The sequence below is a fragment of the Caulobacter sp. FW305-C-30-S16 genome (assembly GCF_058783025.1).
In genome coordinates, this window is record NZ_JBYSYH010000001.1 from 480,905 (window position 1) to 505,824 (window position 24,920).

Consider the following 24,920-nt stretch of genomic DNA (forward strand, 5'->3'; position numbering starts at 1 on the left):
CTCACCCCGGCCTTCGCCGGGATGAGCGGTTTGGGGTCTATGTCGGCCAGGTGCTCTCCGACGCGGCGAGCACTTCCCCCGCCAGATACAGCGATCCGCAGATGATGATGTGCGGCGGGGGTCCATTCTCCGCCAGCACCGCGTCCAGCGCTTCGAGAGCGCTTCCCTGAACGTCAGCCTTCAACCCCGTCCGTCTGGCAGCCTCGACAAGCCGCTGCGGCGGACTGGCCGCGTCCGCCTCGAACGGCACAGAAACGATGCGCGGCCGCAGATCGCGGAACGCCGCGAAGAAGCCGTCCAGGTCCTTGTTGGCCAGCAGGCCGCAGATCAGCGCCACGGGTCGCCCGTCCCGCGCCGCCATATCGCCGACGGTCCGGGCCAGCGCCCGGGCCGCGTGCGGATTGTGCCCGCCGTCGAGCCAGAGGTCGGCGCCGGCCGCCAGGGCCCGCTCGCCGAACGGCCCCTTCGTCAGCCGCTGCATCCGGGCCGGCCAGATCACTGAGGCGACGCCGCGCCCGATCGCCGCCTCGTCGATCCGCGCCTCGGGCAGCTGCAGCGCGGCCATTACGGCCAGCCCCGCGTTGTCGATCTGGTGCGGTCCGGCAAGCGCGGGCAGGGGCAGGTCGAGCAGCCGGTCCGGCGTCTGGACGATCAGCCGGCCGCGCTCGCTCCAGGCGTCGAAGTCCACGCCCATGGCGGTCAGCGGCGCGCCGAGCGCCATGGCCCGCGCCTCGACGACCGCGAACGCCTCTTCCGACTGTCGCCCGACCACGACCGGCGCGCCGTGCTTGATGATCCCGGCCTTCTCCCCGGCGATGCCGGCGATGCTGTCGCCGAGGAACTCCCGGTGATCGTGGTCGACCGGGGCGATGACGCTGAGCGCGGGGCGTTCGAGCACATTGGTCGCGTCGAGCGACCCGCCCAGCCCGACTTCCAGCAGGCAGAGATCGGCCTCTACCTCCGAGAACGCCAGCAGCGCCGCGGCCGTGGTGATCTCGAAGAAGGTGATCGCCTCGCCGGCGTTGGCCCGCTCGACCCGCTCCAGCACCTGCGCCAGGTGCGCGTCACTGATCAGGGTTCCGGCCAGCCGGATGCGCTCGGCGAACCGCACCAGATGCGGCGAGGAAAACACGTGCACCCGAAGGCCCGCCGCCTCGGCGATGGCGCGCAGGAAGGCGACGGTCGAGCCCTTGCCGTTGGTGCCGGCGACGTGGACCACCGGCGGCAGCTTGCGCTGCGGCTCGCCGAGCGCCGTGCACAGTCTGTGCATCCGGCCCAGAGACAGATCGATCAGCTTCGGGTGCAGCAGCCGGAGTCGCTCAAGGGCGGCGTCATGTTGGCGAAGGTGGTCTGACACTTAAATCCGCTCATCCCGGCGAAGGCCGGGACCCAGGCTTGTTTGTGTTCAGTTCCGCTCGGACCAGACTTCAGAAGAGTCTGGGTCCCCGCCTTCGCGAGGATGAGCGGAAAACTCAGGCGGCCTTCGAACCGTCCCGGCCCATCATCAGGGTGGTCAGGATCGAACCCAGCACCGCCGGCAGCTCATGGCGGGCCACGACGCGGTCGACCATGCCCTTTTCGACGAGGTATTCGGCGCGCTGGAAGCCCGGCGGCAGGGTCTCGCGGATGGTCTGCTCGATCACCCGCTGGCCGGCGAAGCCGATCAGGGCCCCCGGTTCGGCGAAATGGATGTCGCCCAGCATGGCGTAGCTGGCCGTGACGCCGCCGGTGGTCGGGTCGGTCAGCACGACGATATAGGGCAGGCGCGCGCGCTTCATTTCCTGGATCGCCAGGGTCGTGCGGGCCATCTGCATCAGGGACAGGGTCCCTTCCTGCATCCGCGCGCCGCCGGCGGCGGTGTAGACAACCAGCGGCGACTGCCGCTCGATCGCCAGCCGCGCGGCGGCGATGAACGCTTCCCCGGCGGCCATGCCCAGCGACCCGCCCATGAAGGCGAAGTCCTGCACCAGCACCACGGTCGGCGTGCCGCCGATGTCGCCGGCGGCCAGGGCCATGGCGTCAGGCTCGCCCGTCGACTTGCGGGCGGCCGCGAGGCGCTCGGTGTAGGGCCGGCCATCGGTGAAGTGCAGAGGATCCTCAGGCACCGTCGGGGTGTCGAAGGTCTCGTAGGCGCCGTTGTCGAAGGTGAACTTGAAGCGCAGCTCGGGCCCGATGCGCATATGGCGGCCGGCCGGGGTCACCCACCAGGCGGCTTCCAGGTCGGGGCGATAGATCATCTCCCCGGTGTCGGGGCATTTGACCCAGAGATTTTCAGGTGTTTCGCGCTTTACGAACGCACCGCGGACGCCGGGGGCGATCCGGGCAAGCCAGCCCTGACGCTCGCGCGCATTGCCCCGGGTCGGTTTCTCGTTCTTCGGGTCAGCCATCGCCATCGCTTCAAGCATCCCTGACTCGCGCCAAGCGCACAGCCTTAGCCAGCTCCGCGGTCTTGGAAAGAACTCTTTCAGTCACGTTTTCGTTCGACCCGCTGTTCAGGGCGCCTTCGATTTCATCGACCAGCGCCGATCCGACCACCACGCCGTCGGCGAGTCTGGCGACTTCCGCGGCCTTTTCGGGCGTCCGGATGCCAAATCCCACCGCGACCGGCAGACCGGACGCCGCACGCAGCCTCTGCACAGGCCGGGCCACGGAGGACGAGTCTGCTTCCTTGACCCCGGTCACCCCGGCGACGGAGACGTAATAGACAAAGCCCGAGGTGCGCCGCACGACCGCCGGGAGTCGGGCGTCGTCGGTGGTCGGGGCGGCCAGGCGGATCAGCGAGACGCCGACCGCATCCAGCGCATCGGCCAGCGGGTCGGCTTCCTCCGGCGGGCAATCGACGACGATCAGGCCGTCGACGCCGGCGGCGGCGGCGTCCGCCGCGAAGGTCTCGAAGCCGCGGAACAGCACGGGATTGAGGTAGCCCATCAGTACGATCGGCGTGACGTCGTCCTGCTGGCGGAAGGTCGCGACCATGGCCAGCACGTCGGACATCTTCGTCTTTGCGGCCAGCGAACGCTGGGCGGCGCGCTGGATCGTCGGGCCCTCGGCCATCGGGTCCGAGAACGGCATGCCCAGCTCGATGATGTCCGCGCCCGCCGCCGGCAGCTTCGCGAGGATCTCCGACGAGACGGCGATGTCCGGGTCGCCGGCCATCACATAGGTGACAAAGGCGGCGCGATCCTCGGCGGCCAGGGCCGCGAAGCGCGTGGTCAGTCGATTGGCGGTCAAATCGTCATTCCCAGGGCGGCGGCGACCGTGTTGACGTCCTTGTCGCCCCGGCCGGACATGGTCAGGACGATCACGCCGTCCTTGCCGACGTCCTTCGCCACTTCGGGCAACTTGGCGATCGCATGGGCGGTCTCAAGGGCCGGGATGATCCCCTCCAGCTCCGCGCAGAGCTGGAAGGCGGCCAGAGCTTCGTCGTCGGTGCAGGTCAGGTACTTCGCCCGGCCCGTGTCGTGCAGCCAGCTGTGCTCCGGACCGATGCCCGGATAGTCGAGGCCGGCGCTGATCGAGTGGGCGTCGAGGATCTGGCCGTCGTCGTCCTGCAGCAGATAGGTCTTGTTGCCATGCAGGACGCCCGGCTTGCCCCCCGTCAGCGAGGCGGCGTGCTTGTCGGTCAGCAGGCCGTGGCCAGAGGCCTCGACGCCGTAGATGCGCACACCCTCGTCGGCGAGGAACGGGTGGAAGGTGCCGATGGCGTTCGAGCCGCCGCCGACGCAGGCGACCACGGCGTCAGGCAGGCGGCCCTCGGCTTCCATGATCTGGGTGCGGATTTCCTTGCCGATCACCGACTGGAAGTCGCGGACCATGGCCGGATAGGGGTGCGGACCGGCGGCGGTGCCGATCATGTAGTAGGTGTCCTCGACGTTGGTCACCCAGTCGCGCATCGCCTCGTTCATGGCGTCCTTGAGCGTCCCGGCGCCGGACGTCACCGGCCGGACTTCCGTGCCCAGCAGGTTCATGCGGAACACGTTCGGCTTCTGCCGCTCGACGTCGACCGCGCCCATGTAGACGATGCAGGGCAGGCCGAAGCGGGCGCAGACGGTGGCGCTGGCCACCCCGTGCTGGCCGGCGCCGGTCTCGGCGATGATCCGGGTCTTGCCCATGCGCTGCGCCAGCAGGATCTGGCCCATGCAGTTGTTGATCTTGTGCGCGCCGGTGTGATTCAGCTCCTCGCGCTTGAAGTAGATTTTCGCTCCGCCGATGTGCGCAGTCAGGCGCTCGGCGAAATACAGCGGGTTGGGCCGGCCGACGTAGTGCTTCAGGAAGCCGTTCAGCTCGCCATGGAACGCCGGGTCGGCGTCGGCGGCCGCATAGGCCTTCTCCAGCTCGAGCACGAGCGGCATCAGGGTCTCGGCGACATAGCGGCCGCCGTAGTCGCCGAAGCGGCCCTGGGCGTCCGGGAAGGCGGACCAGTCGTTAGGCTTGGATGGGGCGTTCACAGCGTCAGACACTCAGGCGCGGCGCACCGCCTCCAGAAAGGCCGAAATCAGGCCGGGGTCCTTTATCCCCGGGCCGCGCTCCACGCCAGAGGAAACGTCCGCGAACGGGGCGCCGGACTGGCGCAAGGCCTCTCCGACGTTCCACGGATCGAGGCCGCCCGCGAGGAGGTAGGGCCGCGCGAACCTGCGTCCAGCCAGAATCGTCCAGTCGAACTTCGCGCCCATGCCGCCCGGCAGCTCCGACCCCGCCGGCGGCCGCGCGTCGAACATCAGATGGTCGACCAGGCCGTCATAGGCCCGGGCGGTCTCGAGATCGGACGCGTCGGTCACGGAGATCACCTTGATCACCCCCACGCCGGACCGCGCCGCGACGTCCCGCACCCGGTTGGGCGTCTCCTTGCCGTGCAGCTGGATCAGATCCGGCCGAAGCGAGGTCATCAGACGGTCGACCAGGTCGTCGTCGGGATCGACGGTCACGGCGACGATGGAGGCCTTGCCCCGCGCCGGCGGAGCCAGCCGCGCGGCAGCGTCCGGCGTCAGGTAGCGCGGGCTGGGCGGGAAGAAGTTGAACCCCAGGAATGACGCCCCGCCGTCGATGGAGGCCTGGACGGTCTCCGGCGTCGTCAGGCCGCAGATCTTGGACCCGCTCATGGCCTCGCCAGACCGCTGTCGCCGCGACGACCGAACCGCGTCATTTGCCGCCGCCGGCCTTCAGCAGGTCGCGGATCTCGGTCAGCAGCGCTTCGCTCGGCGTCGGCGCGGGCGGCGCTTCCGGCTCGGCGGCCGGCTGGCGACGGGCGCTGTTGATAGCCTTGACCAGCAGGAACACAGCCGCCGCGACGATCAGGAACTGGATGACGGTGTTGATGAAGCCGCCATAGCCGATGGCGACCTTCTCGATCACCTCGGTGGCGGGGTTGTCGGCCCGCAGCACCCATTCGAGCTTTGAAAAGTCGATCCCGCCGGTGATCAGGCCGATCGGCGGCATGACCACCTGGTCGACAAGGCTCTTCACGATGGCCCCGAACGAACCGCCGATGATCACCCCGACGGCCAGATCGACCACATTGCCGCGCGCGATGAACTCGCGAAATTCCTTGATCACGCTCATGGGCGCCTCCCGTCTGATTCAGACGGCGAGCTTTTCGGGCCGGGCCATCCAGGTCAAGCGCGCGTCAGTCGGCGTTGAGCCGTTCGCGCAGTTCCTTGCCGCTCTTGAAGAAGGGCACATGCTTGCCCTTGACGGACACCGGCTCGCCGGTGCGCGGATTGCGCCCCGCGCGCGCCGGGCGTGACCGGACCGAAAAAGCGCCGAAGCCGCGCAGCTCAACCCGTCCGCCGCCTTCCAGCGCCACGGTCATCTTCTCGAGAATTACGCCGACCACGCGTTCGATGTCGCGCTGGGTCAGATGCGGGTTCTCGGCGGCAAGCCTGGCGATCAGCTCGGATTTGATCATGGCGGTCCCCCGGCCCGGTCGTCGGCCATCCCGACCTTTGCCCAATCATTCTTGAGTCTTCAAGGGGTTGTCGGCCAAAGAGCGGAACAGCGGCGTGCAAGTCCGGCGAGATGGCGCGCAATGGGCCGAAATCCAGGCGCGCGGAGCCGGATGGCGTGACGACGGGGCGGGCGCCCCGGACTCGTTCAGGCCCGCCGCGGAAACGAAAACGGCGGCCGGGGAAACCCCGACCGCCGTCTGACTTCGTAGCGATTGACGTCGAAGGTTAGTCCTTCGAGGCCTTCTCACGCAGGGCCGCGCCGAGGATGTCGCCCAGCGAGGCGCCGGAGTCCGAGGACCCGAACTGCTCGATGGCTTCCTTCTCTTCGGCCATTTCCAGCGACTTGATCGAGACGGACACCCGACGGGCGGCCTTGTCGATGTTGGTCACCTGGGCGTCGATGCGGTCGCCGACGGCGTAGCGCTCGGGGCGCTGCTCCTGGCGGTCGCGCGACAGGTCCGACTTGCGGATGAAGGCCGTCATCGGCGCGTCATCCTCGCCGAACTTGACCTCGATGCCGCCGGTGGTGACTTCCGTCACCGTGACAGTCACGATCTGACCCTTGCGGAAGGTGTCGCCGGTCATCGGATCGCCGGCCAGCTGCTTCACGCCCAGGCTGATGCGCTCCTTCTCGACGTCGACGTCGAGCACGCGGGCCTTGATCATGTCGCCCTTCTTGAACTTCGCCATGGCTTCTTCGCCAGACGCGTTCCAGTCCAGGTCGGACAGGTGGACCATGCCGTCGATGTCGCCGTCGAGGCCGACGAACAGACCGAACTCGGTGGCGTTCTTGACTTCGCCTTCGACGGTCGAGCCGATCGGATGCGTCGCCAGGAAGGCGTCCCACGGGTTCGCCATGGCCTGCTTGAGGCCCAGCGACACGCGGCGCTTGGAGCTGTCGACGTCGAGCACGATGACGTCCACTTCCTGCGAGGTGGAGACGATCTTGCCCGGGTGGACGTTCTTCTTGGTCCAGGACATTTCCGAGACGTGCACCAGGCCTTCAACGCCGGCTTCCAGCTCAACAAACGCGCCGTAGTCGGTGATGTTGGTGATGCGGCCGGTGTACTTGGCGCCGACCGGGTACTTGGCTTCGACGCCGTCCCAGGGATCGGACTGCAGCTGCTTCATGCCGAGGCTGATGCGCTGGGTGTCCGGGTTGATCTTGATGATCTGCACCTTCACCGTGTCGCCGACGGCGAGCACTTGCGAGGGGTGCGAGACGCGCTTCCAGCTCATGTCGGTGACGTGCAGCAGGCCGTCGATGCCGCCCAGGTCCACGAACGCGCCGTAGTCGGTGATGTTCTTGACCACGCCTTCGCGGATTTCGCCCTCTTGCAGCTGGCTGACCAGCTCGGTGCGCTGTTCGGCGCGGGCTTCTTCCAGAATGGCGCGACGCGAGACGACGATATTGCCGCGCGGACGGTCCATCTTGAGGATGGCGAAGGGCTGTTCCTTGCCCATCAGCGGGCCGACGTCGCGGACCGGACGGATGTCCACCTGCGAACCGGGCAGGAACGCCGAGGCGCCGCCCAGGTCGACGGTGAAGCCGCCCTTCACGCGGCCGACGATGGAGCCCATGACCGGCTCCTGCTTGGCGAACACGCCTTCCAGGCGGGTCCAGGCTTCTTCGCGCTTGGCCTTCTCACGGCTGATGACCGCTTCGCCCAGGGCGTTCTCGAGACGCTCGAGGAACACCTCGACGGTGTCGCCGATCTTCAGGGTGGGCTTGCCGGCGTCGTCGACGCCGAATTCCTTGATCAGGATGCGACCTTCGGTCTTCAGACCGACGTCGATGATGGCGAAGTCCTTTTCGATGCCAACAACGATACCATTGATGACGGTGCCTTCGGCGAAGTCGCCGCCGGCGCCGCCCATGGAGGCGTCGAGCAGGGCCGCGAAGTCATCGCGGCTGGGATTCAGGCTGAGATCGTCGGCCATATAGTGTTTCAGTCTCTTGGTTGCGGATCGCGGACAGGCGGCGGGATGCCGGCGGAGTCCGGGCGGTCCATGGGTTTGCGGATAGATTTGAGCGCCCGCGGCCGTTCGAGCAGGGCGCGTTGGATTAGCCTTTGGCGGTTTCCCACCGGCTGCGCGCCGCCTCGACGATACGGCGGGCCGCATCGAAGGCCGCGTCTATAGTCATTTCGGTGGTGTCGAGCAAGACCGCGTCCGGCGCGGCGACCATCGGCGAGTCGGCCCGGGCGCTGTCACGGGCGTCGCGCACATGGATGTCGGCGAGGATCTCTTCATAGGTGACCGGCTCGCCCTGGCTCACCAGCTGCTTCCAGCGGCGCTCAGCGCGGGCCTCGGGGGTGGCGGTGACATAGAGCTTGGCCGGGGCGTCGGGGGCGATGACGGTGCCGATGTCGCGGCCGTCGATCACCGCGCCGGGTTCCTGCCGCGCGAAGGCCCGCTGGAAGTCGCGCAGCACCTGGCGGACGGGCGTGTAAATGGCCACCCGGCTGGCGGCCTCGCCGGCGGCGCGGGTGCGGACCACCGGGCCCTCCAGTTCGGACGGCTCCAGCGCCCGGGCCGCGGCCGTGGCGGCGGCTTCGTCCGACAGGTCGCCGCCCTGGCCGAGCACCTTCATGCCGACCGCCCGGTAGAGCAGGCCGGAGTCCAGCACCGGATAGCCGTACAGCGCGCCCAGGCGTACGGCGATCGTGCCCTTGCCCGAGGCGGCCGGCCCGTCGACGGCGATCGTGAAACCCATCGCTCAGGCCTCCTCGATGACGCCGCCGAGGCGACGCATCATCGGGGCGAAGTCGGGGAAGCTGGTGGCGATCATGCCGGGCTCGTCGACCTGGACCGCCGCCCCGGCGGCCAGGCCCAGGATCAGGTGGCTCATGGCGATCCGGTGATCGCCGTGTGTCTCGACCAGGGCCCCGCCGCGCGGCGGCTTGCCGGTCCCGCGGACGATGAAGCCCTCCGGCTCCTCCTCGACGTCGACGCCGCAGGCCTCGAGCCCGGCGGCCATCAGGGCGATGCGGTCGCTTTCCTTGACCCGCATCTCACCAACGCCGCGCATCACGGTCTCGCCGTCGGCGAAGGCGGCGGCGACGGCGAGGATCGGGTACTCGTCGATCATGCTGGGCGCGCGGCCGGGCGGCACGGTGACCCCCTTCAGCGCCGAATACCGGGCGGTGATGTCGCCGACGTCCTCGCCGCTGGCGTCGCGGCGGTTGCTGATCGTCAGGTCCGCGCCCATCTCGCGCAGGGTGTCGAACAGGCCGGTCCGCAGCGGATTGAGCATGACGCCGGTGACCGTGACCTCCGAGCCCGGCGTGATCAGGGCCGCGACGATCGGGAAGGCGGCCGACGAGGGGTCGCCCGGCACGCTCACCGTGCTCGCGGTCAGGCGCGCGCCCGGCTGCAGGGTGATCACCCGGCGATCGTTGTGGTCGGTGACGGTCAGGCTGGCGCCGAACGCCGTGAGCATCCGTTCGGTATGGTCGCGCGTCGGCTCGGGCTCGACCACGGTGACGGGCCCGGAGGCCTTCAGACCGGCCAGCAGCACCGCCGACTTCACCTGGGCCGAGGCCATCGGCAGCACATAGTCGACGCCGGCGAGCCCGCCGCCGCGCAGGGTCAGCGGCAGACGGCCGCCCTCGCGCGACAGCCAGGTCGCGCCCATCAGGCCGAGCGGCTCGAGCACGCGGCCCATCGGGCGTTTTTTCAGCGAGGCGTCGCCGGTGAAGGTCGCGGTGATCGCATAGCCGGCCGCGGCGCCCATGATCAGGCGCACGCCGGTGCCGGCGTTGCCGCAGTCGATGACGTCGTCGGGCTCGCCAAGGCCGCCCTTGCCCTCGACGGTCCATGCCCCTTCGCCGGTGCGCGTGACGCCGGCGCCGAAGGCCTGCATGGCCTTTGCCGTCGCCAGGACGTCGTCGCCCTCAAGCAAACCTGTGATTGTGGTGCGGCCCGAGGCCATGGCGCCCAGGATCAGGGAACGATGGGAAATCGACTTGTCGCCGGGGACCTTGACGGTCCCTGAGAGGGGCGCGCCCGGGCGGGCCGAAAGCACGGCGGCGGTCATGCCGGGCGCAAGCTCCTGAAAGGGCTGGGGAAGGGCGGGGATTGCTTTTGACAGCGCCCCCGCCCCGTGGCAAGTGAGCCGCCGCTTCCGCACCAAGACCTTAGAGGTTCGCCCCTTGGCCAATCCTGAACTGGGCGCAAAACAGATTTGCCCCTCCTGTCAGTCCAAGTTCTACGACCTGGGCCGTCGCCCGGCCGCCTGCCCCAAATGCGGGGAGACTTTCGACCCCGAAGAAGCCGTGCGTAATCGTCGGGTTCGCGCCCGCACGGCGGTGCCGGACTACGAGGACGCCGAGGAGAAACCCGTCAAGGCGGTCGACCCCGACGCCGACGGCTTCGAGGAAGAACCCGATCAGACTCCGGAAATCGACGACGAAGCCGCCGTCGAGCCGATCGAGACTGATGATGAGTCCGATGACCCCGTCGCGGCCCCCGCGCCGGCCGGTGATCTGGGCGTCGACTTCGCCGAAGACGAAGAACTCGCCGACGAAGAAGCCGACGGCGTGCCCTTCCTCGAGGACGAGGATGAGGACGACTTCCCCGAGGACGAAATCGACGGTCTGCCGGGTGAAGACGACGCCGAGGACCGATAAGCGGAAATTCCGCTCAGAGGCTCTTGATCGGCGAGGGATGGCGGCCTAGAACCGCGCCCTCGCCGCCGGCCCGCCGGATGCGGGAAACCCGAGACCCCGGGGCTATAGCTCAGCTGGTAGAGCGCTTGAATGGCATTCAAGAGGTCAGCGGTTCGACTCCGCTTAGCTCCACCAAGAAGGCCGCGCCCCTAAAGGGCGCGGCCTTCGCCGTTTCAGGGCCTCCGCTCGACGATTCCTGCAGCGCGAACAGAAAAGGCCCGCCGGGATGACCGGCGGGCCTTTCGCTGTGGTCTTGATGATGCGTTCAGCGGACCCGGGCGCGGACCAGCCGTGACGCGAGCATCAGCAGCGTCGCGTTGACCGCCATCGCCGCGCAGGTCAGCAGCAGGGTGACGGTCGGGGTCTGGGCGATGGCCGGGCTGATCGCCAGGCTCCAGGGCAGGCCCAGCATGCGGGCCGGTTCCGCAGCGGCGGGATCCACCGCCACGCCGGCAAGGCCGAGAAGGCCCAGGGCGGCGACGGCGGCGGTGATCAGCGCCATCAGACTGAACAGGGCGCCCGCGACGGCGAACCCGCGCGAGAGCATGTCACGACCGCTGGAGCGGTCGTCGAGTGGAAGCATAGCCAGGGCCATGGTGCGTTTTTCCCTTCAGAGTCGGCCCGGCGTCTGACTGCGCCAGTTTCCGAGAAAAAGCAGCTTTTGCCGCAAAATCGACGCCAGCCGGCGGCTCGCGGGCCGATTTCGCCTGAAAGGTGACCCTCTTCGCGTCCAGATTCAACCAAATGAAGAATTCCTGGGAAAACCCGGGTGTCAGGCGCCGACCCGCGCCGACGCCATGATGCCCTCGACCTCGGCCTTGGTGGCGCTGAAGTAGTGCTCGGTCGGGGCGAGGTAGAGCAGGATGTAGAGACGGTCGCCCGCCTCGACGAGTTGGGCGATCCCTGAAACATCCAGGCCGTCGACCGTCTGGGCGGTGATGTCGAACCGCACGCCGCTGCGGTCGCCGACCTTCACCGGACGAAGGCCGCTGGTTTCGACCCGGAAGTACTGCATCACCGACAGGGTGTCGGAGAGGAACTCGACCTGTTCGGTGGGCGACAGGCCGGCCTTCCAGGTCGGGGTCGGCTTTTCCTTGCTGGCCGGGCGCATGATGAACTCGCCGGGCTTCAGGCCGTCGATCACGAACAGCCGGTTCAGCTGCGGCCCGTCGATGGACAGCAGCCGCACGCCCTTCGAGGCGTCGAACAACCGGCCCATGTCGGTCCAGGTGCGGCCGACGGTGATCTGGTTGCCGCCGGAGGCGTAGGGACCGGCCGGAACGGCCTTGAGCCCGGCGCAGGCCGACAGGGAGACGAGGGCGGCCAGGGCGACGGCGACGCGCAGCTTGCGGGCGATCATGATTCGGTACCTTCGTTGAGTTTCTTCAGGTTGGCTTCGACGAGCCAGCGGTCTTCGGCATCGACGGCTTTGGCGAGATAGGTTTCCCACGCGGCCTTGGCTTCGGCGCTCTTGCCGGCCTTGGCCAGCATGTCGCCGAGCTCCCGCCAGACGGCGACCGGCGCATCGGCATGGACGGACGCGGCGGTATAGGCCGCCAGCGCCTTGTCCTGGTCGCCGTCGAGGCGACGCCGGCGATAGGCCTCGCCCTTGTAGAACTCCAGCACGCCCAGATCCTCGCCGTCGGCGGCCAGGCGGTTGATCAGGTGCAGGGTCTGGCCGTAATCGCGGCGACGCATGTCATCGGCGAGCCAGGCCGGCAGGAACTTGCGGATCTGCGCGCGATAGCGCGTCCGCTCGCCCTCGGAGGGCGTGGTGCGTCCGGCGGCCAGTCCGTCGAGCGCCGCGATCCGGTCCGGAGTGATCGGGTGGGTGTTGAAGATGCTGCCGCGGGTGTCCGAGGTGCGGGTCTTGGGGAAGTCCGACGCGGCGGTCTCCTCGCGCAGGGATCGCCAGAGGGCCGCGGCGGCCGCGGGATCATAGCCGGCCTTGACCGTGCGCTCGAACGCCAGCCGGTCGGCCTCCATCTCCTGCTCGCGGGAAAAGGCGAACACCGTCGACATCACGCCCAGATACAGCAGGCTGCCGACGATGCCGCCGCCGGCCAGCATCAGCACCATGCCGACGTTGGAGCGGGACTTCATCGTCCGCCAGGTCGCGAGTGAATGGCCGTGGGCGAAGTGGCTGACTTCGTGCCCGAGCACGAACGCCAGTTCCGACTCGCTGCGCGCGCGCAGCATCAGGCCCGACCAGACCTCCATGTAGCCGTTCGGCGCCATGGACGCATTGAAGTAGGGCCGGTCCATCACATAGACGCGGATGTCGCCGCAGTACTCGGCTGCGACCTTGCAGGCGACGCCCCGAACATAGGGCGTCAGGTCCGGGTCCCGGTTGAGCTCGGCCTTGGTTTTGGCCTCCGTCTCGGCCTTGTCGGACTGGGCCCACAGGCCGCCCTCGTCGGTGCTGATGTCCGGACGCTGTCCGACCGTGCGCTGTCCGTCCGTACGCTGGGCTAACGCCGGCGAAACGGCCGTCACGGCGATGGACGCCGCCAGGACCGAGGAAACCGCCGCCCGGAGGGTCGGTTGTCGCCTCAAAGGGGCAGGCCCGTCAGCAGCGCGTCGGTGAGCATCTTGGCGCCTTCGGGCGAGCGCATGTCGGCGGCCGGGCTGGCGATCGCCTGGTTGAACCAGATCACCTTGCCGGTCTTCAGCTCGACGAGCGAGGCGAACGCCTGCTGTCCGCCCATCGGAATGCTGACGCCCAGCGCCGCGGCGCCGATCATCATCGCCACGCGGCCGCCGCTCGAATAGGAGCCACGGCCATAGACGAACAGGGCGTAGTCGGTGCCGTACCTGGCCGCCAGCAGCTGCGCGCCTTCGCCGAGCGTCCAGTCAAATCCGGTCTTGGACGGCAGGCCCGCGCCATACATGCCATAGGCGAGGATCGAGTTGCCGACCGCGCCGTTCAGGCGCAGCACCTGGCCTTCGCGGCCCTCCATGGCGGTGGTCGGGTCAAGCACGGTGAGCTTGTGAGACTTGCCTTTCAGCGTGGCCTCGACGGCGGCCTGCATGTTGGCCTTGGCGGAGGCGGTCCAGTCGGCGCGCGGCTCGAGAAGGCCCGACGCGGTCAGCAGCTTCAGCTCGATGTCGGGCTGGGCGAGCAGGACCAGGGCGTTCTGGGGCGGCGCGGTCGGCAGGCCGGCGGCCGACTTCACATTGGTCGTGGTGCAGGCAGCCAGCATCAAACAGGCAGCCGCCAGCGACAGAATACGCTTCATAAGGGAGTCCCCCGCCCCAGGTTGTACAACGGCACCTAAGCCCGTTTCGGAAGGGGCGCCTAGCCGGTGCAGCCGGGAAATTTAGGCAAACCCCCATGACGAATTGTCGCCGCCTTGCGGCCCGGCCCGACAATCGCCACCTGTAAGTCACACCGTTCGCCGGACGCCTGACGGGGCCGGCGGGACGGGAGTCGCCTTGTTGAGGACTCGCTGCTGATGACGACACGACCCCTGCTGTTCGACAGCCCGTTCCTGCTGGGCTTCGACCATACCCGCTCCCTGATCGAGCGTGCGGCGAAGGCCGCTGCCGAAGGGTATCCGCCCTACAATGTCGAGGCGCGCGACGACGGCGATGTCCGGATCACCCTGGCCGTCGCCGGCTTTTCGCCCGACCAGCTCGAGATCCAGGTCGAGGGCAACCAGCTGACGGTCGCCGGCCGTCGCGGCGACGGCGCGGAGACGGCTGACAAGGCCTATCTGCACCGGGGCATCGCGGCGCGCGGGTTCATCCGCACCTTCGTGCTGGCCGACGGGATGGTGGTTCGCGGCGCCCTGCTCGAACACGGCCTGCTGCACGTGGACCTGGCCCGCCCCGAACCCGAACGGCTGATCCAGCGGATCCCGATCCGGACGGCCGACTGACCCAGTTTTTCGCAAAGCCGGCCCGTTCGCTGAACCGGCGGCCGATCCCGGCGTTTGCCTAGTGAAGGAGGTGGTCTCAATGACACCCCAACGTCTTACAAATGAAGCGTTTGCGGCCCTCGGCGCGCCCGACCTGGTCTATGTGCGTCCGGTGACGGCCGCCGAGATCATCGCCGATATCCCGGCCTCGGCCCTCGAAGGCCATGACCTGAGCCCCCGACAGACGCTGTTCGCGGTGCACCGCGCCGACGGCGAGCGTCTGGCGGTTCTGGGCGATCGCGACTCAGCCGTCGCAGCCGCCCTCGCGCACCAACTGGCGCCGGTTTCCGTCCACTAGAGAACAGAGAAATCGCCTCAGGCGGCGGTCGACTGCGGTTCGCGCGCCAGCAGGGCGTAGATCGACTCCGCTGACCGCGCCTGGCGCAGTTGCAGCCGCAGCTCTCGCTGCCGCAGCAGCCGCGACACGCGGGCCAGAGCGCGCAGGTGTTCGGTGTCGGACTCGGCGGGTGCGAACAGGGCGAACACCAGGTCAACCGGCTGGTCGTCCACTGACTCGAACGGAGTCGGCTGGTCCAGGCGCATGAACACGCCGCGGATGCGGGTCAGGCCGGGCAGGCGGGCGTGCGGCACGGCGACGCCGTGACCCACGCCGGTCGAGCCCGCGGCCTCACGCTCCAGCAGCGCGTCGAGCACCACCTCGGCCTTGAGCCCGAAATTCCGGGCGGCGATATCGGCCACAGCCGACAGCACCTGACGTTTGCCTCCGCCTCCGGCCCGCGGCGCGATGGCGCGGGGCTCCAGCAGATCTCCGATATTCATACGCTCAAGACTCGCTAGATTCAGACCGGATGCCGAAGGGCAGGTCGCGCCGTGTCAGGCGACTACCCGCTTTCCATTGCCGCTCTGTGACTGTGTGCGTTCAGGGTCGATCCAGCCGATGTTTCCGTCGGGACGGCGATACACCACAGACAATCCCCCGTGCGCGGCGTTTCTGAACACGATTGTGCGAGATTCGGTCAAGTCCAGCTCCATGACCGCCATCGAAACAGTCATGGTTTTGAGCACTTCCTCGGTTTCGGCGATGATCATGCCGGACGGCGGCGCGTGATCATCCACGCCGTCCCAGTCCTCGACGTCATCGTCGGACGCGCGCAGGACGAACATCGCGGCCGTCTCCTCGCGCCGTGCGCCGGCCTGAATTGAATGGCTCTTGAGCCGTCGCTTGTAGCGCCGGACCCGCTTCTCGATCTTCTCAAGGGCTGAGCTGAAGGCGCCGTGGGCCTCCGCGGCCAGGCCGTGACTTTGCAGCAGCTGGCCGGAATCGAGCCGGATCGTGCAGTCCACCCGGAAGGCGTAGCCGTCCTTTGAGACCACGACGTCGGCCGTGCCGCCGCGTTCGAAATACTTGCCAATGGTGGCGGTGATGTCGTCCGAGACCCGCGAACGCAGGGCCTCCCCAACGTCGACGTGCTTGCCGGAAACGTGCACTTGCATGTGACTAGAACGCGCCTGCCGGACATAGGTGTCAAGCAATCGACGGCCTGCTCCCATTCTTGTGAGCGGCGACCCTCAGGCGAAGCCCAGGACCTGGGCGATATGGCTGAAAAAGGCTGCGGCGACGCGCCATCCGACCACCAGAAGCCCGACGCTGACGCCCGCTATGGCGTAGCCGATCAGCGCCAGAACGCCGTCCCGCTGGATCAGCGCCAGGCCGAACGCCGCGATCGCCGCCGCCGGGGCCATGTTCCCTAGGAAGATCGGCAGCAGAAGCACCAGGGACAGCAGGGTCACCGTCAGGCCGATCAGCCGGTCCCCGAGCGGGCCGAACAGAAACACCAGCCGGGGCCGCGAAACCTTCTCGATCCGCTGCAGCGTCGGGATCAGTTTGCGCAGGGCGCCCGCGAGATCCGTCCGCCTGAGCTTCCGCCCGTCGATGAAGCGCGGCAGCCAGGGGCCGCGAATGCCCAGGGCGATCTGCGGCGCCAGCAGGATCAGCGGCGCGGCGAGAAAGGTCGACGAGCCCGGCGGCAGCGGCAGCCAGTTCGGCGCGGCGAAGATGAACAGCAATGCGCCGAAGGAGCGCCGGCCGAGGCGGTGCACGATCTCGCCGACGGTGACTTCGGGATCCGGATCGTCGCTTATCTCGGCCAGCAGGTCCGACAGCGGTCGTCTTCGGTCAACAGGATCCATGGCGTCGCTCTGCATCCGGGACGAAACGCGCGACCGGGTGTTCGGTCCCGCGCATCAGGCAGAGGCGCGTAGCATCCGCCTGCGTTCGACGGATGACGGAATCCGCATCGCTTCGCGATATTTCGCGACGGTGCGCCGCGCGATATCGACGCCGGCTTCCTTCAGGATGTCGACGATCGCGTCATCGGAATGAACGTCGCTCTCGGCGCCCTCGGCGTCGATCAGCTGACGGATCTTGTGGCGCACCGACTCGGCGGAATGGGCCTCGCCGCCCGACGAGGAAGCGATCGACGAGGTGAAGAAGAACTTCAGCTCGAACACCCCGCGGGGCGTGGCGATGTACTTGTTCGAGGTGACCCGGCTGACCGTGCTCTCGTGCATGCCGATGGCCTCGGCGACGGTCTTAAGGTTCAGCGGCCGCAGGTGTTCGACGCCGTAGGCGAGGAAGCCGTCCTGTTGCCGGACGATCTCGCTGGACACCTTGAGGATCGTGCGCGCCCGCTGGTCGAGGCTTTTGACCAGCCAGTTGGCGCTGGCCAGACAGTCCTGGACGAAGGTCTTTTCCTGATCGGTCCGCGCGCCGCCGGCGACCTTGGCGTGATAGCGCCGGTCGACCAGCACCTTGGGCAGGGTGTCGGTGTTGAGCTCGACCAGCCAGAGCCCGCCGGATCCCTCGCGGACGAAGACGTCGGGCACCACCGGCTGGGACGGCTCGCCGCCGAAGGCCGCGCCCGGCCGGGGCGTCAGGGCCTTCAGTTCGCCGATCATCTCGCGCAGGTCCTCGTCGTCGACCCCGCAGACCTTCTTCAGCGCGCTCATGTCGCGGCGGGCCAGCAGTTCCAGGTTGTCGAGCAGGGCCGCGATCGCCGGATCGAACCGGTTGCGGTCCTTCAGCTGGATCGTCAGGCATTCGCGCACGTCGCGGGCCATGACGCCCACGGGCTCGAAACCCTGCAGGACGCCGAGGACCTCCTCGACAAACGCCAGCTCGCAGCCGAGACGTTCGGCCATGTCGACCAGGTCGGCGCGCATGTAGCCGCCATCGTCAACCGCATCGATCAGCACGGCGGCCACGACCCGTTGCGGCTCGCTCAGCCGGGCGACCGCCAGCTGGTCGTGCAGATGCTCGCCCAGGGTCTTGTCGCGGGTCAGCCGGCCTTCCAGGCTGTCCTCGCCCTCGAAGGTCGCGCCCCGGCCCGCGCGGGACCAGTCGATGTCGCCGCCGGCCTGGCCGGGCTCGCGGGTGTCGCCGTCGCCGGCGTCGCGCTCGCCGGGCGAGAGGTCGGACGGGCCGGCGTCCATGTCGGCCTGGGCCGCGCCGTCGGGGACCTGGTCGGCGGAATAGTCGGGGGTCTCTGCGCGGACGGGCTCGGCTTCCGGCTCATTGTCGCGGTCGTCGCGCGCCAGCAGCGGATTGCGCTCCAGCTCGCCCTCGACATAGGCCTCGAGCTCGAGATTGGTCAGTTGCAGCAGCTTGATCGCCTGCTGCAGCTGCGGCGTGATGACGAGGCTCTGGCCCTGTCTCAGCTCAAGTCTTGGACCGAGCGCCACGCGCTTCCCCCACCCGTCGGAACAACCAGCCGACAGCTAAGCAGCCTGACAGTTAACGCCGCCCTTAAGCGGCGCGGTTCTTGCACAGCGCTGGGCCGGCCCTACCTCGATCCTCTCGCGTGAGCGTGAAGCCTGTTGGCGGCCCGCCCTGAATTCCCCGCTCCAACCCGCTGGTCAGGATTATCGCCCCGCTGCCCCGGCGGCGCCCGTGACAAACACGCGTTTGAAGTCCACCGTGAGCTCAAGGCCGCGGCAGTCGGCCTCTCTCCAGGGAAGGACCAACGCCGCATGAGCGACCGCGCGCCGAACGAGGCTGATCACGATCTCACCGTGCTCGGCGAGGTGCTGCCCGATGGCGTCGAACCGGCCGGCGGCGCCGCGGCGGCGCCCCCGGCGGCGGGCCGGCTGTCGCTCGGCGGCTGGAGCTGGTCGATCTTCCAGGGCGGCCGCGACCCCTATGTCATCCTGATCACCATCTACATCTTCGCCCCCTACTTCACGACCGCGGTGGTCGGCGATCCGGTGAAGGGCCAGGCGATGATCGCCACGGTCAGCACCCTCAACAGCATCCTGATCGCCCTGACGGCGCCGATCCTCGGCATGGCCATCGACCGGTACGGCGCGCGCAAGCCGCTGATGCTGGCGATCGTCGCGGCCATGGCGCCGATGATCTTCGCCCTGTGGTTCTCCAAACCCGGCGGCGAGGGCCTGCCGGTAATGGCCGGCCTTTGGCTGTTCGGGATTATCGGGGTCCTGTTCGCCTACTGCGAGGTGATCCACAATTCGATGCTGATCCGCGCGGCGGGCCACCAGCACGCGCCCCAGGCCTCGGGCCTCGCCCTTTCGGCGGGCAACTTCTTTTCCGTCATCACCCTGACCTTCTGCCTGCTGGCCTTCGCCCTGCCGGGCAACCCGGCCGTGGCCGGCTGGCCGCTGGTGCCCGACCAGCCGCTGTTCGGGCTCGACCCCAGCCAGGCGGAGACCTCGCGGGTCGTCGCCCCGATCGCGGCGGTGCTGCTGGTGCTGTTCGCGATCCCGCTGTTCCTGTTCACTCCCGATGCGCCGAAGAGCGGCGTCAGCTTCATCTCGGCCTTCGGCAAGGCCGCCCAGCACATGGGCGGCGTTGCCTGGTCGCTGATCGCCGCGGCGGCGCGGGGCCCCGCGAAGCTGCGCGAGGTGCTGGGCGTGCTGGTCACCGAGCGGGACGCGGTGATCTACCTGGGCGCCCGCATGCTGTTCAACGACGGCATGACCGCCCTGCTGATCTTCTCGGGCATCTACACGGCGGGAGTCATGCAGTGGCAGATTCTCGAGATGCTGGCCTATGGCATCCTGCTGAGCATCTTCGCGGTGGCCGGCGGCCTGTGCGGCGCGCTGTTCGACAGCCTGTTCGGGCCACGCAACGCGGTGCGGATCGAGATCACCGGCTCGCTGATCTGCCTGATCGCCTGGCTGGGCATGGGCCGAGACCGGATCCTCTATTTCTGGAGCTATGACCCCGCCGCCCATGCACCGCTGTGGAACGGCCCGATGTTCCGCACCCTGCCGGAGGCTCTCTATCTGCTCATCGGCTTCGGCGTCGCGGTGTTCGTCACCGCCCAGTATGCGTCCAGCCGCACGCTGCTGACGCGGCTGGTTCCGGCCGACAAGCTGCCGTCCTTCTTCGGTCTGTACGCCCTGTCGGGAACCCTGACGGTATGGATCGGATCGATGCTGGTCGGCCTGTTCACCAGCCTGACGCAGAGCCAGGCGGGCGGGTTCATCCCGATCGCCGGCCTGCTCGCGTTCGGCCTGCTGGGCATGATGTTCGTCAAGGGCGGCGGCAAACAGCCCGTCTGACCTTTGCGGCGCCGCGCCGGAGGGCTATCTGGCCCTCCATGCGCACGGCGACGATCCTGGACCGGCCCTGGAGGGCCCCGGAGGCGGTGCTGTCGGCCTTCGCCGACGCGCCGTGGACCTGCGCCTTCCTGTCCGGCGGCGAGGGCGAGCGCGCGCGCTGGTCCTATCTGCTGCGCGATCCCGACCTCACCCTGACCGTGAGGCCGGACATGGCCGGCGAGCCGTTCTCGCCGATGAAGGCGCTGCTCGGCCCGGCGCGAGCGACCCGGGCGGACGGTCCGCCGTTCCAGGGCGGGCTTGCCGGGCTGGCGACCTACGAACTGGGCGACCGGGTCGAGGCGCTGGAGCTGGCGCGGCAGGCGCCCTGGCCGGACCTCGCGGTGGGCCGCTATCCGTCCCTGCTGGCCTTCGATCACCAGGCCCGTCGGGTGCTGGCCATCGGCGAGGACGAGGCCGGCGCGGAGGCCGCCGCGGCCTGGCTGAACGCGCCGGAGCGGGCGCCGCGTCCCGGCGGCCTGGTCAGTCGCGCCGACCCGCCGACCCCTGCCGCCGACTACGAAGCCGCCGTCGCCGATGTGATCGCGCGGATCCACGACGGCGAGTATTTCCAGGCCAACATCGCCCGCCGCTGGACCGGGCGGCTGGACGAAGGCGTCATTCCCTATGACCTGCTGGCGCGACTGGTCGGCCAGAGCGCGGCGCCATTCGCCGGCTATCTGCGCCTGCCGGGCCTGGCCGTGGTGTCGAACTCGCCGGAGCGGTTCATCAGCGTCGGCGCCGGCCGTTCGCTGTCGGTCGAGACCCGGCCGATCAAGGGCACCCGGCCGCGTGGCGCGACGCCCGCCGAGGACGCCGCCCTCGTCGCCGAGCTGGTCGCCAGCGAAAAGGACCGGGCCGAGAACCTGATGATCGTCGACCTGATGCGCAACGACCTGTCGCGCGTCTGTACGCCCGGCGCGGTGACGACGCCGGAGCTGTTCCGGGTCGAGAGCTTCGTCAACGTCCACCATCTGGTGTCCACCGTGCGCGGCGTCCTGGCGCCCGGTCTGACCGCGATCGACCTGCTCGAGGCCGCCTTCCCGCCGGGATCGGTCACCGGCGCGCCCAAGGTCCAGGCAATGAAGTCGATCGCCCGGCTGGAGCCGCCGCGTGGACCCTATTGCGGCGCGCTGCTGTGGGCCGGCTTCGACGGCGCCTTCGACTCCAGCGTGCTGATCCGTACGGTCGGGCTGGTCGAGGACGCCGGCGGATGGCGCTATGAAGCCCGGGCCGGCGCCGGGATCGTCGCCGACAGCGACCCGGCGTCCGAACGCCTCGAAACCGAAACCAAGATCGCCGCCCTTCTGCGCGCCCTGACGGAGTCCCTGCCATGATGCCTCTCGACGACCGCGGGCTGCTGCTCGGCGACGGCCTGTTTGAAACCATCCTGGCGAAGGACGGGACGCTGGTCCTGTTCGACGAGCACATCGACCGGATGCAACGCGGCTGCATGGCGCTCGGCCTGTCGGCGCCCGACCTGGAGGACGCCCGCGAACTCTGCCAGTCGACCCTCGATGACTCCGGCTTCCGGACCGGCCGGGCGGTGGTGCGCATGACCCTGACCGCCGGCTCCGGCGGACGGGGCCTGGAGCGGCCGGACCTGCCCGAGCCGCACATCTTCGCCAGCGCCGCGCTCTCGCCCCGGCCGCTCGGCCCGGTGGCGCTGGTGACCAGCGAGCTGCGCCGCAACGAAGGCTCGCCCTCGGCCCGGCTCAAGACCCTGTCCTATGTCGACAACGTTCTGGCCCGGCGGATGGCCTCGCCGGCCGAGGCGCTGCTGCTCAACAATCGCGGCGAAATCGCCTGCGCGGCTGCAGCCAACATCTTCTGGCTGCGCGGCGGCAAGCTGTTCACCCCGCACCGCGACTGCGGCGTGCTGGACGGGATCATGCGGCGCCAGGTGATGGCCCTGACGAAGGTCGAGGAGGTCCAGGCGCCGCGCGCCATGCTGGAAGGCGCAGACGCCATCTTCCTGACCAGCAGCCTGATCGGCGTCAGGCTGGTCGCCAGTCTCGACGGAACGCCGCTTCGCACCCATCGGAAGGTCGAGGACCTGGCCGCGGCGCTCGAGGCGGTCAGTTAGTCTTGGCGACCTTGTCCGACTTCCGCGGCCGCAGATAGAACTTGCGGGTGAACGTCACGGCGTTGGGCATCATCAGGTCGACCGGCGAGTCGTAGCTGTAGGTGACTTCCGACATCACCACGCTCTGGCCGGCGGCGATGACGCCGGTCGGAACGCCGGTGACCGTCGCGCCGGTGGTCAGGGCGGTCAGCCCCGAGCCGCTGCTCCAGTCGACCTTGGGCGTGCCGCCGCTGTCCGCCGTCAGACTGCTGACGCGCATCTTCAGCGTCGAGGTCGAATAGGGTTTCATGATCGTCGAGGCGATCTCGAAGATGTCGGTGACATCCGAGCTGCTGACGCTCGACGACTGGGCGACCAGATCGCCGATCGCCGATGCGGCGTGGGCGGCCTTGCGCTCGGCCAGCAGGGCCTGGGTGATCTCGGCCATGCCGAAATAGCTGGCGACCATCGCCGGCGCGATCAGGGCGAACTCGACGGCGGAAACGCCGCGCTTGTCGCGGGCCAGCTTTCTGAGAAACCGGATCATGATGCGTAGGGCTCGTTGCGGAAGGTCGCCGTGGCCGAGATCAGGCGCTTGCCGTTGGACAGGTTCTTGAGGCCGGGGTTCAGCAGCGGCGTCATCAGCGACCATTCGTAATAGACGCGGACGACGACGATGGACTCCGATGATCCGGTCGAGAAGACCGTCTTGGTGTTGTCGAACGCGCCATTGGTCGTCGGATCGGTCGTCGTGACGTCGGCGAACTTGGGGAAGGTGCGCACATCGACGTAGACCGAAGAGGAACAGCCGGACCCGAGCCAGCTCATCTCGTCGCAGACGGTGGTCTTGAAGGTCGAGGCGGTGCCGCCCGCGGTCTGGAACTCGCCGGTGCGGATCTTGCGCGAGGCCTCGTCGACGGCGTTCTCGAGCGTCGTGGAGACCAGGAACACCAGGCCCAGGTCGAGAATGCCGAACATCAGCGCCAGGAAAGGGCCCGCGACGAACGCGAACTCCACCGCGGCCGAGCCCTCGCGGGCGCGTCCGAAGCGTTTCAGCAATGTCCTGGTCTTGCGGGCCGGTCTGGCCATGGTCCGGGACGCCTCTTCCCTGTGGAGGAGGCAGTCTAGCCGGTCGTCCCTAACCGTCGGTTTACTCGGGAGCAGCGGCTTTCGCCGCCGCTGCGGCTGCGGCCGCGCGGTCGGAATAGGTGGTGTAGGGGCCGGACCACTGGCTGTAGACGCCCGAGCCGGAGTCCCGTTCGCCCGGCATCGGGGTCCGCTCGCAGCGTGGCGCGCAGGCGTAGTTGTAGACGTCCGGTCCACGATAGAAGGACACGCGCCCGTCGTCGGAGGCGGAGACCACGATCTGGCGGTCCAGGATCGTGCGGCCGCGGGCGTCGATCACGACGATGTTGGTCACGCCGTAGCCCTTGCCCATCACCAGGAGGTTGCGCGCATCGAGGATCGTCACGTCGGCGACCGAGGGGTTTCCGATCACGACGTCGCGGGCCGGGGCCGACAGGGCCACCCGCGTGGCCTGATCGATGCGAACCGTCAGCCCCTGGGCGGCGGCGGCGCCGGCCCAGGTCAGGACGGAAAGGGCGGCGAGAAGGGCCAGATGGCGGCGCATGGCGAAAACAGACCTCGGCTTTGGACGCCGCAGAGTCGGCCCGAATGGTCAACAAAGGCTGAAATTGTCCCGCGCGCGCCCGCACGTGATTCTATAAGGACTCCTGGCGCTGTTTCGCCCTCATGGTTAAGAGATGGTAATAGTAAACTTAAGTAAACCATACAAAATTTTCGACAATACTTTGCTGTTTACTGGCCATTAAACGCGCCGGTCTAGGTTGGCCTTGTTTTCGAGGGCGAGCAGGCCATGCGGCTTGATCCCCATCACCGCAAACCTGCTGACAGGAGATACAGCAATGACCAAGTTCATGACCCGCTTCGCCAAGGATGAATCCGGCGCCACCGCCATCGAGTATGGCCTGATCGTCGCCCTCATCGCCGTCGTCATCATCACCGCCGTGACGACCCTCGGCACCAAGCTGAACACCGCCTTCACGACCATCAACGGCAAGCTGACGTAAGACGCGTCGCTCTACCGTCGAAGACAGGAGGCCGCGGAGAAATCCGCGGCCTTTCTGCTATCCGGCGTCCAGGTTTATTTCCGTGAACCACGCGCTTTTTGCAGCTCCGGACGCCGGGCCATCAATCATCGATTCACGATCCTCTGCGACAGTCTCACTCGAAGGCCCGGCGACCGCGCGAGGTTGCTGTTTCCGGGTCCTGCAACAGACATCAATCCAGCCGGCAAAAGGCCGGTCTACTGAAGGGGCTACACAAATGACGAAGTTCATGAAGCGTTTCGCCAGCGATGAATCCGGCGCCACCGCCATCGAATACGGCCTGATCGTCGCGCTGATCGCGGTGGTCATCATCACCGCCGTGACGACCCTGGGCACCAAGCTCAACACCGCCTTCACGACCATCAACGGCAAGCTGACGTAAGACGCGTCCAGCTCACCGTCGAAAACAGGAGGCCGCGGAGAAATCCGCGGCCTTTCTGCTTTTCCGGCCCGCGCCGGCCGGCTCAAAACGAGTTATGAAATACCATTGGTTTCCGGCTTTTAACTATCCCGCTCAATGAGAGATTCACGTTCGCCCGCCATATTGCTCATCGAAGGCCCAACGAGTTTCTGAGTTTACTTGAACGGGCCCTGGGTTTTGCAATCAACCGACC

29 protein-coding genes and 1 tRNA gene are annotated in these 24,920 nt (G+C 68.2%); 9 read left to right on the forward strand and 21 right to left on the reverse strand.

Going from position 1 to position 24,920, the window contains the following annotated elements:
• Positions 1-37: 37 nt before the first annotated feature.
• The 10 genes from AC3WJT_RS02260 to aroA form a co-directional block, all read right to left on the reverse strand.
• A complete protein-coding gene (locus AC3WJT_RS02260; protein WP_492341444.1) occupies positions 38-1,357 on the reverse strand; it encodes a bifunctional folylpolyglutamate synthase/dihydrofolate synthase in 1,320 nt (439 codons plus the stop codon).
• Positions 1,358-1,472: 115 nt separating this feature from the next.
• Entirely contained in the window at positions 1,473-2,393 is a 921-nt protein-coding gene (locus AC3WJT_RS02265; protein WP_492342355.1) for an acetyl-CoA carboxylase carboxyltransferase subunit beta, read from the reverse strand.
• Positions 2,394-2,397: 4 nt separating this feature from the next.
• Positions 2,398-3,231 (reverse strand): tryptophan synthase subunit alpha, encoded by an 834-nt coding sequence (gene trpA / locus AC3WJT_RS02270; RefSeq protein WP_492341445.1) that lies wholly within the window; start codon positions 3,229-3,231, stop codon positions 2,398-2,400.
• Positions 3,228-4,448 carry a tryptophan synthase subunit beta gene (trpB, locus tag AC3WJT_RS02275; protein ID WP_492342356.1) on the reverse strand — a complete coding sequence of 407 codons (1,221 nt, stop codon included), beginning with the start codon at positions 4,446-4,448 and terminating at the stop codon, positions 3,228-3,230. Before trpB ends, trpA begins: the two co-directional genes overlap by 4 nt.
• Before the next feature lie 12 nt (positions 4,449-4,460).
• On the reverse strand, positions 4,461-5,099 hold the full coding sequence (locus tag AC3WJT_RS02280; RefSeq protein WP_492341446.1) for a phosphoribosylanthranilate isomerase: 639 nt from the start codon (positions 5,097-5,099) through the stop codon (positions 4,461-4,463).
• A 40-nt stretch (positions 5,100-5,139) separates the two neighbouring features.
• Entirely contained in the window at positions 5,140-5,559 is a 420-nt protein-coding gene (mscL, locus tag AC3WJT_RS02285) for a large-conductance mechanosensitive channel protein MscL (protein WP_492341447.1), read from the reverse strand.
• 64 nt (positions 5,560-5,623) lie between these two features.
• Positions 5,624-5,905 (reverse strand): integration host factor subunit beta, encoded by a 282-nt coding sequence (locus AC3WJT_RS02290; RefSeq protein WP_492341448.1) that lies wholly within the window; start codon positions 5,903-5,905, stop codon positions 5,624-5,626.
• 265 nt (positions 5,906-6,170) lie between these two features.
• On the reverse strand, positions 6,171-7,886 hold the full coding sequence (rpsA, locus tag AC3WJT_RS02295; RefSeq protein ID WP_492341449.1) for a 30S ribosomal protein S1: 1,716 nt from the start codon (positions 7,884-7,886) through the stop codon (positions 6,171-6,173).
• A gap of 124 nt (positions 7,887-8,010) precedes the next feature.
• Positions 8,011-8,661 (reverse strand): (d)CMP kinase, encoded by a 651-nt coding sequence (gene cmk / locus AC3WJT_RS02300; protein WP_492341450.1) that lies wholly within the window; start codon positions 8,659-8,661, stop codon positions 8,011-8,013.
• Between the two features lie 3 nt (positions 8,662-8,664).
• Complete coding sequence (gene aroA, locus AC3WJT_RS02305; RefSeq protein WP_492341451.1) at positions 8,665-9,984, reverse strand: 3-phosphoshikimate 1-carboxyvinyltransferase; 1,320 nt, start codon at positions 9,982-9,984, stop codon at positions 8,665-8,667.
• Between the two features lie 115 nt (positions 9,985-10,099).
• On the opposite strand from aroA, the gene AC3WJT_RS02310 reads away from it, so the two are divergent.
• Positions 10,100-10,576 (forward strand): TIGR02300 family protein, encoded by a 477-nt coding sequence (locus AC3WJT_RS02310; protein WP_492342357.1) that lies wholly within the window; start codon positions 10,100-10,102, stop codon positions 10,574-10,576.
• A gap of 98 nt (positions 10,577-10,674) precedes the next feature.
• A tRNA-Ala gene (locus AC3WJT_RS02315) sits at positions 10,675-10,750 on the forward strand.
• A 130-nt stretch (positions 10,751-10,880) separates the two neighbouring features.
• On the opposite strand, the gene AC3WJT_RS02320 is transcribed toward AC3WJT_RS02315, so the two are convergent.
• The 4 genes from AC3WJT_RS02320 to AC3WJT_RS02335 all read right to left on the reverse strand — a co-directional run bounded on the left by AC3WJT_RS02320 (position 10,881) and on the right by AC3WJT_RS02335 (position 13,854).
• The gene (locus tag AC3WJT_RS02320; RefSeq protein ID WP_492341452.1) at positions 10,881-11,210 is read right to left on the reverse strand and encodes a hypothetical protein; all 330 of its coding nucleotides are present in this window, start codon (positions 11,208-11,210) and stop codon (positions 10,881-10,883) included.
• A 177-nt stretch (positions 11,211-11,387) separates the two neighbouring features.
• Positions 11,388-11,975, reverse strand: a complete 588-nt coding sequence (locus AC3WJT_RS02325; RefSeq protein WP_492341453.1) for a hypothetical protein — start codon at positions 11,973-11,975, stop codon at positions 11,388-11,390.
• The gene (locus tag AC3WJT_RS02330) at positions 11,972-13,111 is read right to left on the reverse strand and encodes a M48 family metalloprotease (RefSeq protein ID WP_492341454.1); all 1,140 of its coding nucleotides are present in this window, start codon (positions 13,109-13,111) and stop codon (positions 11,972-11,974) included. Before AC3WJT_RS02330 ends, AC3WJT_RS02325 begins: the two co-directional genes overlap by 4 nt.
• Positions 13,112-13,167: 56 nt before the next feature.
• Positions 13,168-13,854: a hypothetical protein gene (locus tag AC3WJT_RS02335; protein ID WP_492341455.1), complete on the reverse strand. Its 687-nt coding sequence runs from the start codon at positions 13,852-13,854 to the stop codon at positions 13,168-13,170.
• Positions 13,855-14,070: 216 nt separating this feature from the next.
• Here AC3WJT_RS02335 and AC3WJT_RS02340 point away from each other — a divergent pair, with 216 nt between their 5' ends.
• Together AC3WJT_RS02340 and AC3WJT_RS02345 are read left to right on the forward strand one after the other, a co-directional pair.
• On the forward strand, positions 14,071-14,496 hold the full coding sequence (locus AC3WJT_RS02340; protein WP_492341456.1) for an Hsp20 family protein: 426 nt from the start codon (positions 14,071-14,073) through the stop codon (positions 14,494-14,496).
• A gap of 79 nt (positions 14,497-14,575) precedes the next feature.
• The gene (locus AC3WJT_RS02345) at positions 14,576-14,833 is read left to right on the forward strand and encodes a DUF1150 family protein (RefSeq protein ID WP_492341457.1); all 258 of its coding nucleotides are present in this window, start codon (positions 14,576-14,578) and stop codon (positions 14,831-14,833) included.
• Between the two features lie 17 nt (positions 14,834-14,850).
• Here the strand turns inward: AC3WJT_RS02345 and ptsN are convergent, their stop codons facing one another.
• The 4 genes from ptsN to rpoN all read right to left on the reverse strand — a co-directional run bounded on the left by ptsN (position 14,851) and on the right by rpoN (position 18,237).
• Complete coding sequence (gene ptsN, locus AC3WJT_RS02350; protein ID WP_492341458.1) at positions 14,851-15,315, reverse strand: PTS IIA-like nitrogen regulatory protein PtsN; 465 nt, start codon at positions 15,313-15,315, stop codon at positions 14,851-14,853.
• 54 nt (positions 15,316-15,369) lie between these two features.
• On the reverse strand, positions 15,370-15,990 hold the full coding sequence (gene hpf / locus AC3WJT_RS02355) for a ribosome hibernation-promoting factor, HPF/YfiA family (RefSeq protein WP_492342358.1): 621 nt from the start codon (positions 15,988-15,990) through the stop codon (positions 15,370-15,372).
• Between the two features lie 75 nt (positions 15,991-16,065).
• A complete protein-coding gene (locus AC3WJT_RS02360; RefSeq protein ID WP_492341459.1) occupies positions 16,066-16,686 on the reverse strand; it encodes an exopolysaccharide biosynthesis protein in 621 nt (206 codons plus the stop codon).
• Between the two features lie 54 nt (positions 16,687-16,740).
• Positions 16,741-18,237: an RNA polymerase factor sigma-54 gene (gene rpoN / locus AC3WJT_RS02365; RefSeq protein ID WP_492341460.1), complete on the reverse strand. Its 1,497-nt coding sequence runs from the start codon at positions 18,235-18,237 to the stop codon at positions 16,741-16,743.
• Between the two features lie 288 nt (positions 18,238-18,525).
• On the opposite strand from rpoN, the gene AC3WJT_RS02370 reads away from it, so the two are divergent.
• The 3 genes from AC3WJT_RS02370 to AC3WJT_RS02380 are packed head-to-tail and all read left to right on the forward strand — an operon-like array spanning position 18,526 to position 22,198.
• Positions 18,526-20,076 (forward strand): MFS transporter, encoded by a 1,551-nt coding sequence (locus AC3WJT_RS02370; protein ID WP_492341461.1) that lies wholly within the window; start codon positions 18,526-18,528, stop codon positions 20,074-20,076.
• A gap of 38 nt (positions 20,077-20,114) precedes the next feature.
• Positions 20,115-21,449 (forward strand): anthranilate synthase component I family protein, encoded by a 1,335-nt coding sequence (locus tag AC3WJT_RS02375; protein ID WP_492341462.1) that lies wholly within the window; start codon positions 20,115-20,117, stop codon positions 21,447-21,449.
• Positions 21,446-22,198, forward strand: coding sequence for an aminotransferase class IV (locus tag AC3WJT_RS02380; RefSeq protein WP_492341463.1), 753 nt, complete (start codon positions 21,446-21,448; stop codon positions 22,196-22,198). The genes AC3WJT_RS02375 and AC3WJT_RS02380 overlap by 4 nt, the downstream gene beginning before the upstream one ends.
• Here AC3WJT_RS02380 and AC3WJT_RS02385 read toward each other — a convergent pair.
• The 3 genes from AC3WJT_RS02385 to AC3WJT_RS02395 all read right to left on the reverse strand — a co-directional run bounded on the left by AC3WJT_RS02385 (position 22,191) and on the right by AC3WJT_RS02395 (position 23,807).
• Positions 22,191-22,724, reverse strand: a complete 534-nt coding sequence (locus tag AC3WJT_RS02385; protein WP_492341464.1) for a TadE/TadG family type IV pilus assembly protein — start codon at positions 22,722-22,724, stop codon at positions 22,191-22,193. The genes AC3WJT_RS02380 and AC3WJT_RS02385 overlap by 8 nt on opposite strands.
• Positions 22,721-23,266 (reverse strand): TadE/TadG family type IV pilus assembly protein, encoded by a 546-nt coding sequence (locus AC3WJT_RS02390; RefSeq protein WP_492341465.1) that lies wholly within the window; start codon positions 23,264-23,266, stop codon positions 22,721-22,723. The genes AC3WJT_RS02385 and AC3WJT_RS02390 overlap by 4 nt, the downstream gene beginning before the upstream one ends.
• A 61-nt stretch (positions 23,267-23,327) precedes the next feature.
• Entirely contained in the window at positions 23,328-23,807 is a 480-nt protein-coding gene (locus AC3WJT_RS02395) for a pilus assembly protein N-terminal domain-containing protein (protein ID WP_492341466.1), read from the reverse strand.
• Between the two features lie 295 nt (positions 23,808-24,102).
• Between AC3WJT_RS02395 and AC3WJT_RS02400 the strand changes: the two genes are divergently transcribed.
• Both AC3WJT_RS02400 and AC3WJT_RS02405 read left to right on the forward strand, forming a co-directional pair.
• Positions 24,103-24,267, forward strand: a complete 165-nt coding sequence (locus tag AC3WJT_RS02400) for a Flp family type IVb pilin (RefSeq protein ID WP_492341467.1) — start codon at positions 24,103-24,105, stop codon at positions 24,265-24,267.
• A gap of 256 nt (positions 24,268-24,523) precedes the next feature.
• Complete coding sequence (locus AC3WJT_RS02405) at positions 24,524-24,688, forward strand: Flp family type IVb pilin (protein ID WP_492341468.1); 165 nt, start codon at positions 24,524-24,526, stop codon at positions 24,686-24,688.
• Positions 24,689-24,920 lie beyond the last annotated feature (232 nt).

Bases quoted from the DNA above. Each gene is read 5' to 3' on its own strand.
- AC3WJT_RS02390 (WP_492341465.1), bottom strand. From the start codon at position 23,266: ATGGCCAGACCGGCCCGCAAGACCAGGACATTGCTGAAACGCTTCGGA.
- hpf (WP_492342358.1), bottom strand. From the start codon at position 15,990: ATGCAAGTGCACGTTTCCGGCAAGCACGTCGACGTTGGGGAGGCCCTG.
- ptsN (WP_492341458.1), bottom strand. From the start codon at position 15,315: ATGAATATCGGAGATCTGCTGGAGCCCCGCGCCATCGCGCCGCGGGCC.
- aroA (WP_492341451.1), bottom strand. From the start codon at position 9,984: ATGACCGCCGCCGTGCTTTCGGCCCGCCCGGGCGCGCCCCTCTCAGGG.
- AC3WJT_RS02290 (WP_492341448.1), bottom strand. From the start codon at position 5,905: ATGATCAAATCCGAGCTGATCGCCAGGCTTGCCGCCGAGAACCCGCAT.
- cmk (WP_492341450.1), bottom strand. From the start codon at position 8,661: ATGGGTTTCACGATCGCCGTCGACGGGCCGGCCGCCTCGGGCAAGGGC.
- AC3WJT_RS02345 (WP_492341457.1), top strand. From the start codon at position 14,576: ATGACACCCCAACGTCTTACAAATGAAGCGTTTGCGGCCCTCGGCGCG.
- AC3WJT_RS02325 (WP_492341453.1), bottom strand. From the start codon at position 11,975: ATGATCGCCCGCAAGCTGCGCGTCGCCGTCGCCCTGGCCGCCCTCGTC.
- AC3WJT_RS02405 (WP_492341468.1), top strand. From the start codon at position 24,524: ATGACGAAGTTCATGAAGCGTTTCGCCAGCGATGAATCCGGCGCCACC.
- AC3WJT_RS02370 (WP_492341461.1), top strand. From the start codon at position 18,526: ATGAGCGACCGCGCGCCGAACGAGGCTGATCACGATCTCACCGTGCTC.
- AC3WJT_RS02320 (WP_492341452.1), bottom strand. From the start codon at position 11,210: ATGGCCCTGGCTATGCTTCCACTCGACGACCGCTCCAGCGGTCGTGAC.
- rpsA (WP_492341449.1), bottom strand. From the start codon at position 7,886: ATGGCCGACGATCTCAGCCTGAATCCCAGCCGCGATGACTTCGCGGCC.
- AC3WJT_RS02375 (WP_492341462.1), top strand. From the start codon at position 20,115: ATGCGCACGGCGACGATCCTGGACCGGCCCTGGAGGGCCCCGGAGGCG.
- AC3WJT_RS02340 (WP_492341456.1), top strand. From the start codon at position 14,071: ATGACGACACGACCCCTGCTGTTCGACAGCCCGTTCCTGCTGGGCTTC.
- AC3WJT_RS02360 (WP_492341459.1), bottom strand. From the start codon at position 16,686: ATGGATCCTGTTGACCGAAGACGACCGCTGTCGGACCTGCTGGCCGAG.
- AC3WJT_RS02335 (WP_492341455.1), bottom strand. From the start codon at position 13,854: ATGAAGCGTATTCTGTCGCTGGCGGCTGCCTGTTTGATGCTGGCTGCC.
- AC3WJT_RS02385 (WP_492341464.1), bottom strand. From the start codon at position 22,724: ATGATCCGGTTTCTCAGAAAGCTGGCCCGCGACAAGCGCGGCGTTTCC.
- mscL (WP_492341447.1), bottom strand. From the start codon at position 5,559: ATGAGCGTGATCAAGGAATTTCGCGAGTTCATCGCGCGCGGCAATGTG.
- AC3WJT_RS02380 (WP_492341463.1), top strand. From the start codon at position 21,446: ATGATGCCTCTCGACGACCGCGGGCTGCTGCTCGGCGACGGCCTGTTT.
- AC3WJT_RS02400 (WP_492341467.1), top strand. From the start codon at position 24,103: ATGACCAAGTTCATGACCCGCTTCGCCAAGGATGAATCCGGCGCCACC.
- AC3WJT_RS02395 (WP_492341466.1), bottom strand. From the start codon at position 23,807: ATGCGCCGCCATCTGGCCCTTCTCGCCGCCCTTTCCGTCCTGACCTGG.
- AC3WJT_RS02280 (WP_492341446.1), bottom strand. From the start codon at position 5,099: ATGAGCGGGTCCAAGATCTGCGGCCTGACGACGCCGGAGACCGTCCAG.
- AC3WJT_RS02265 (WP_492342355.1), bottom strand. From the start codon at position 2,393: ATGGCGATGGCTGACCCGAAGAACGAGAAACCGACCCGGGGCAATGCG.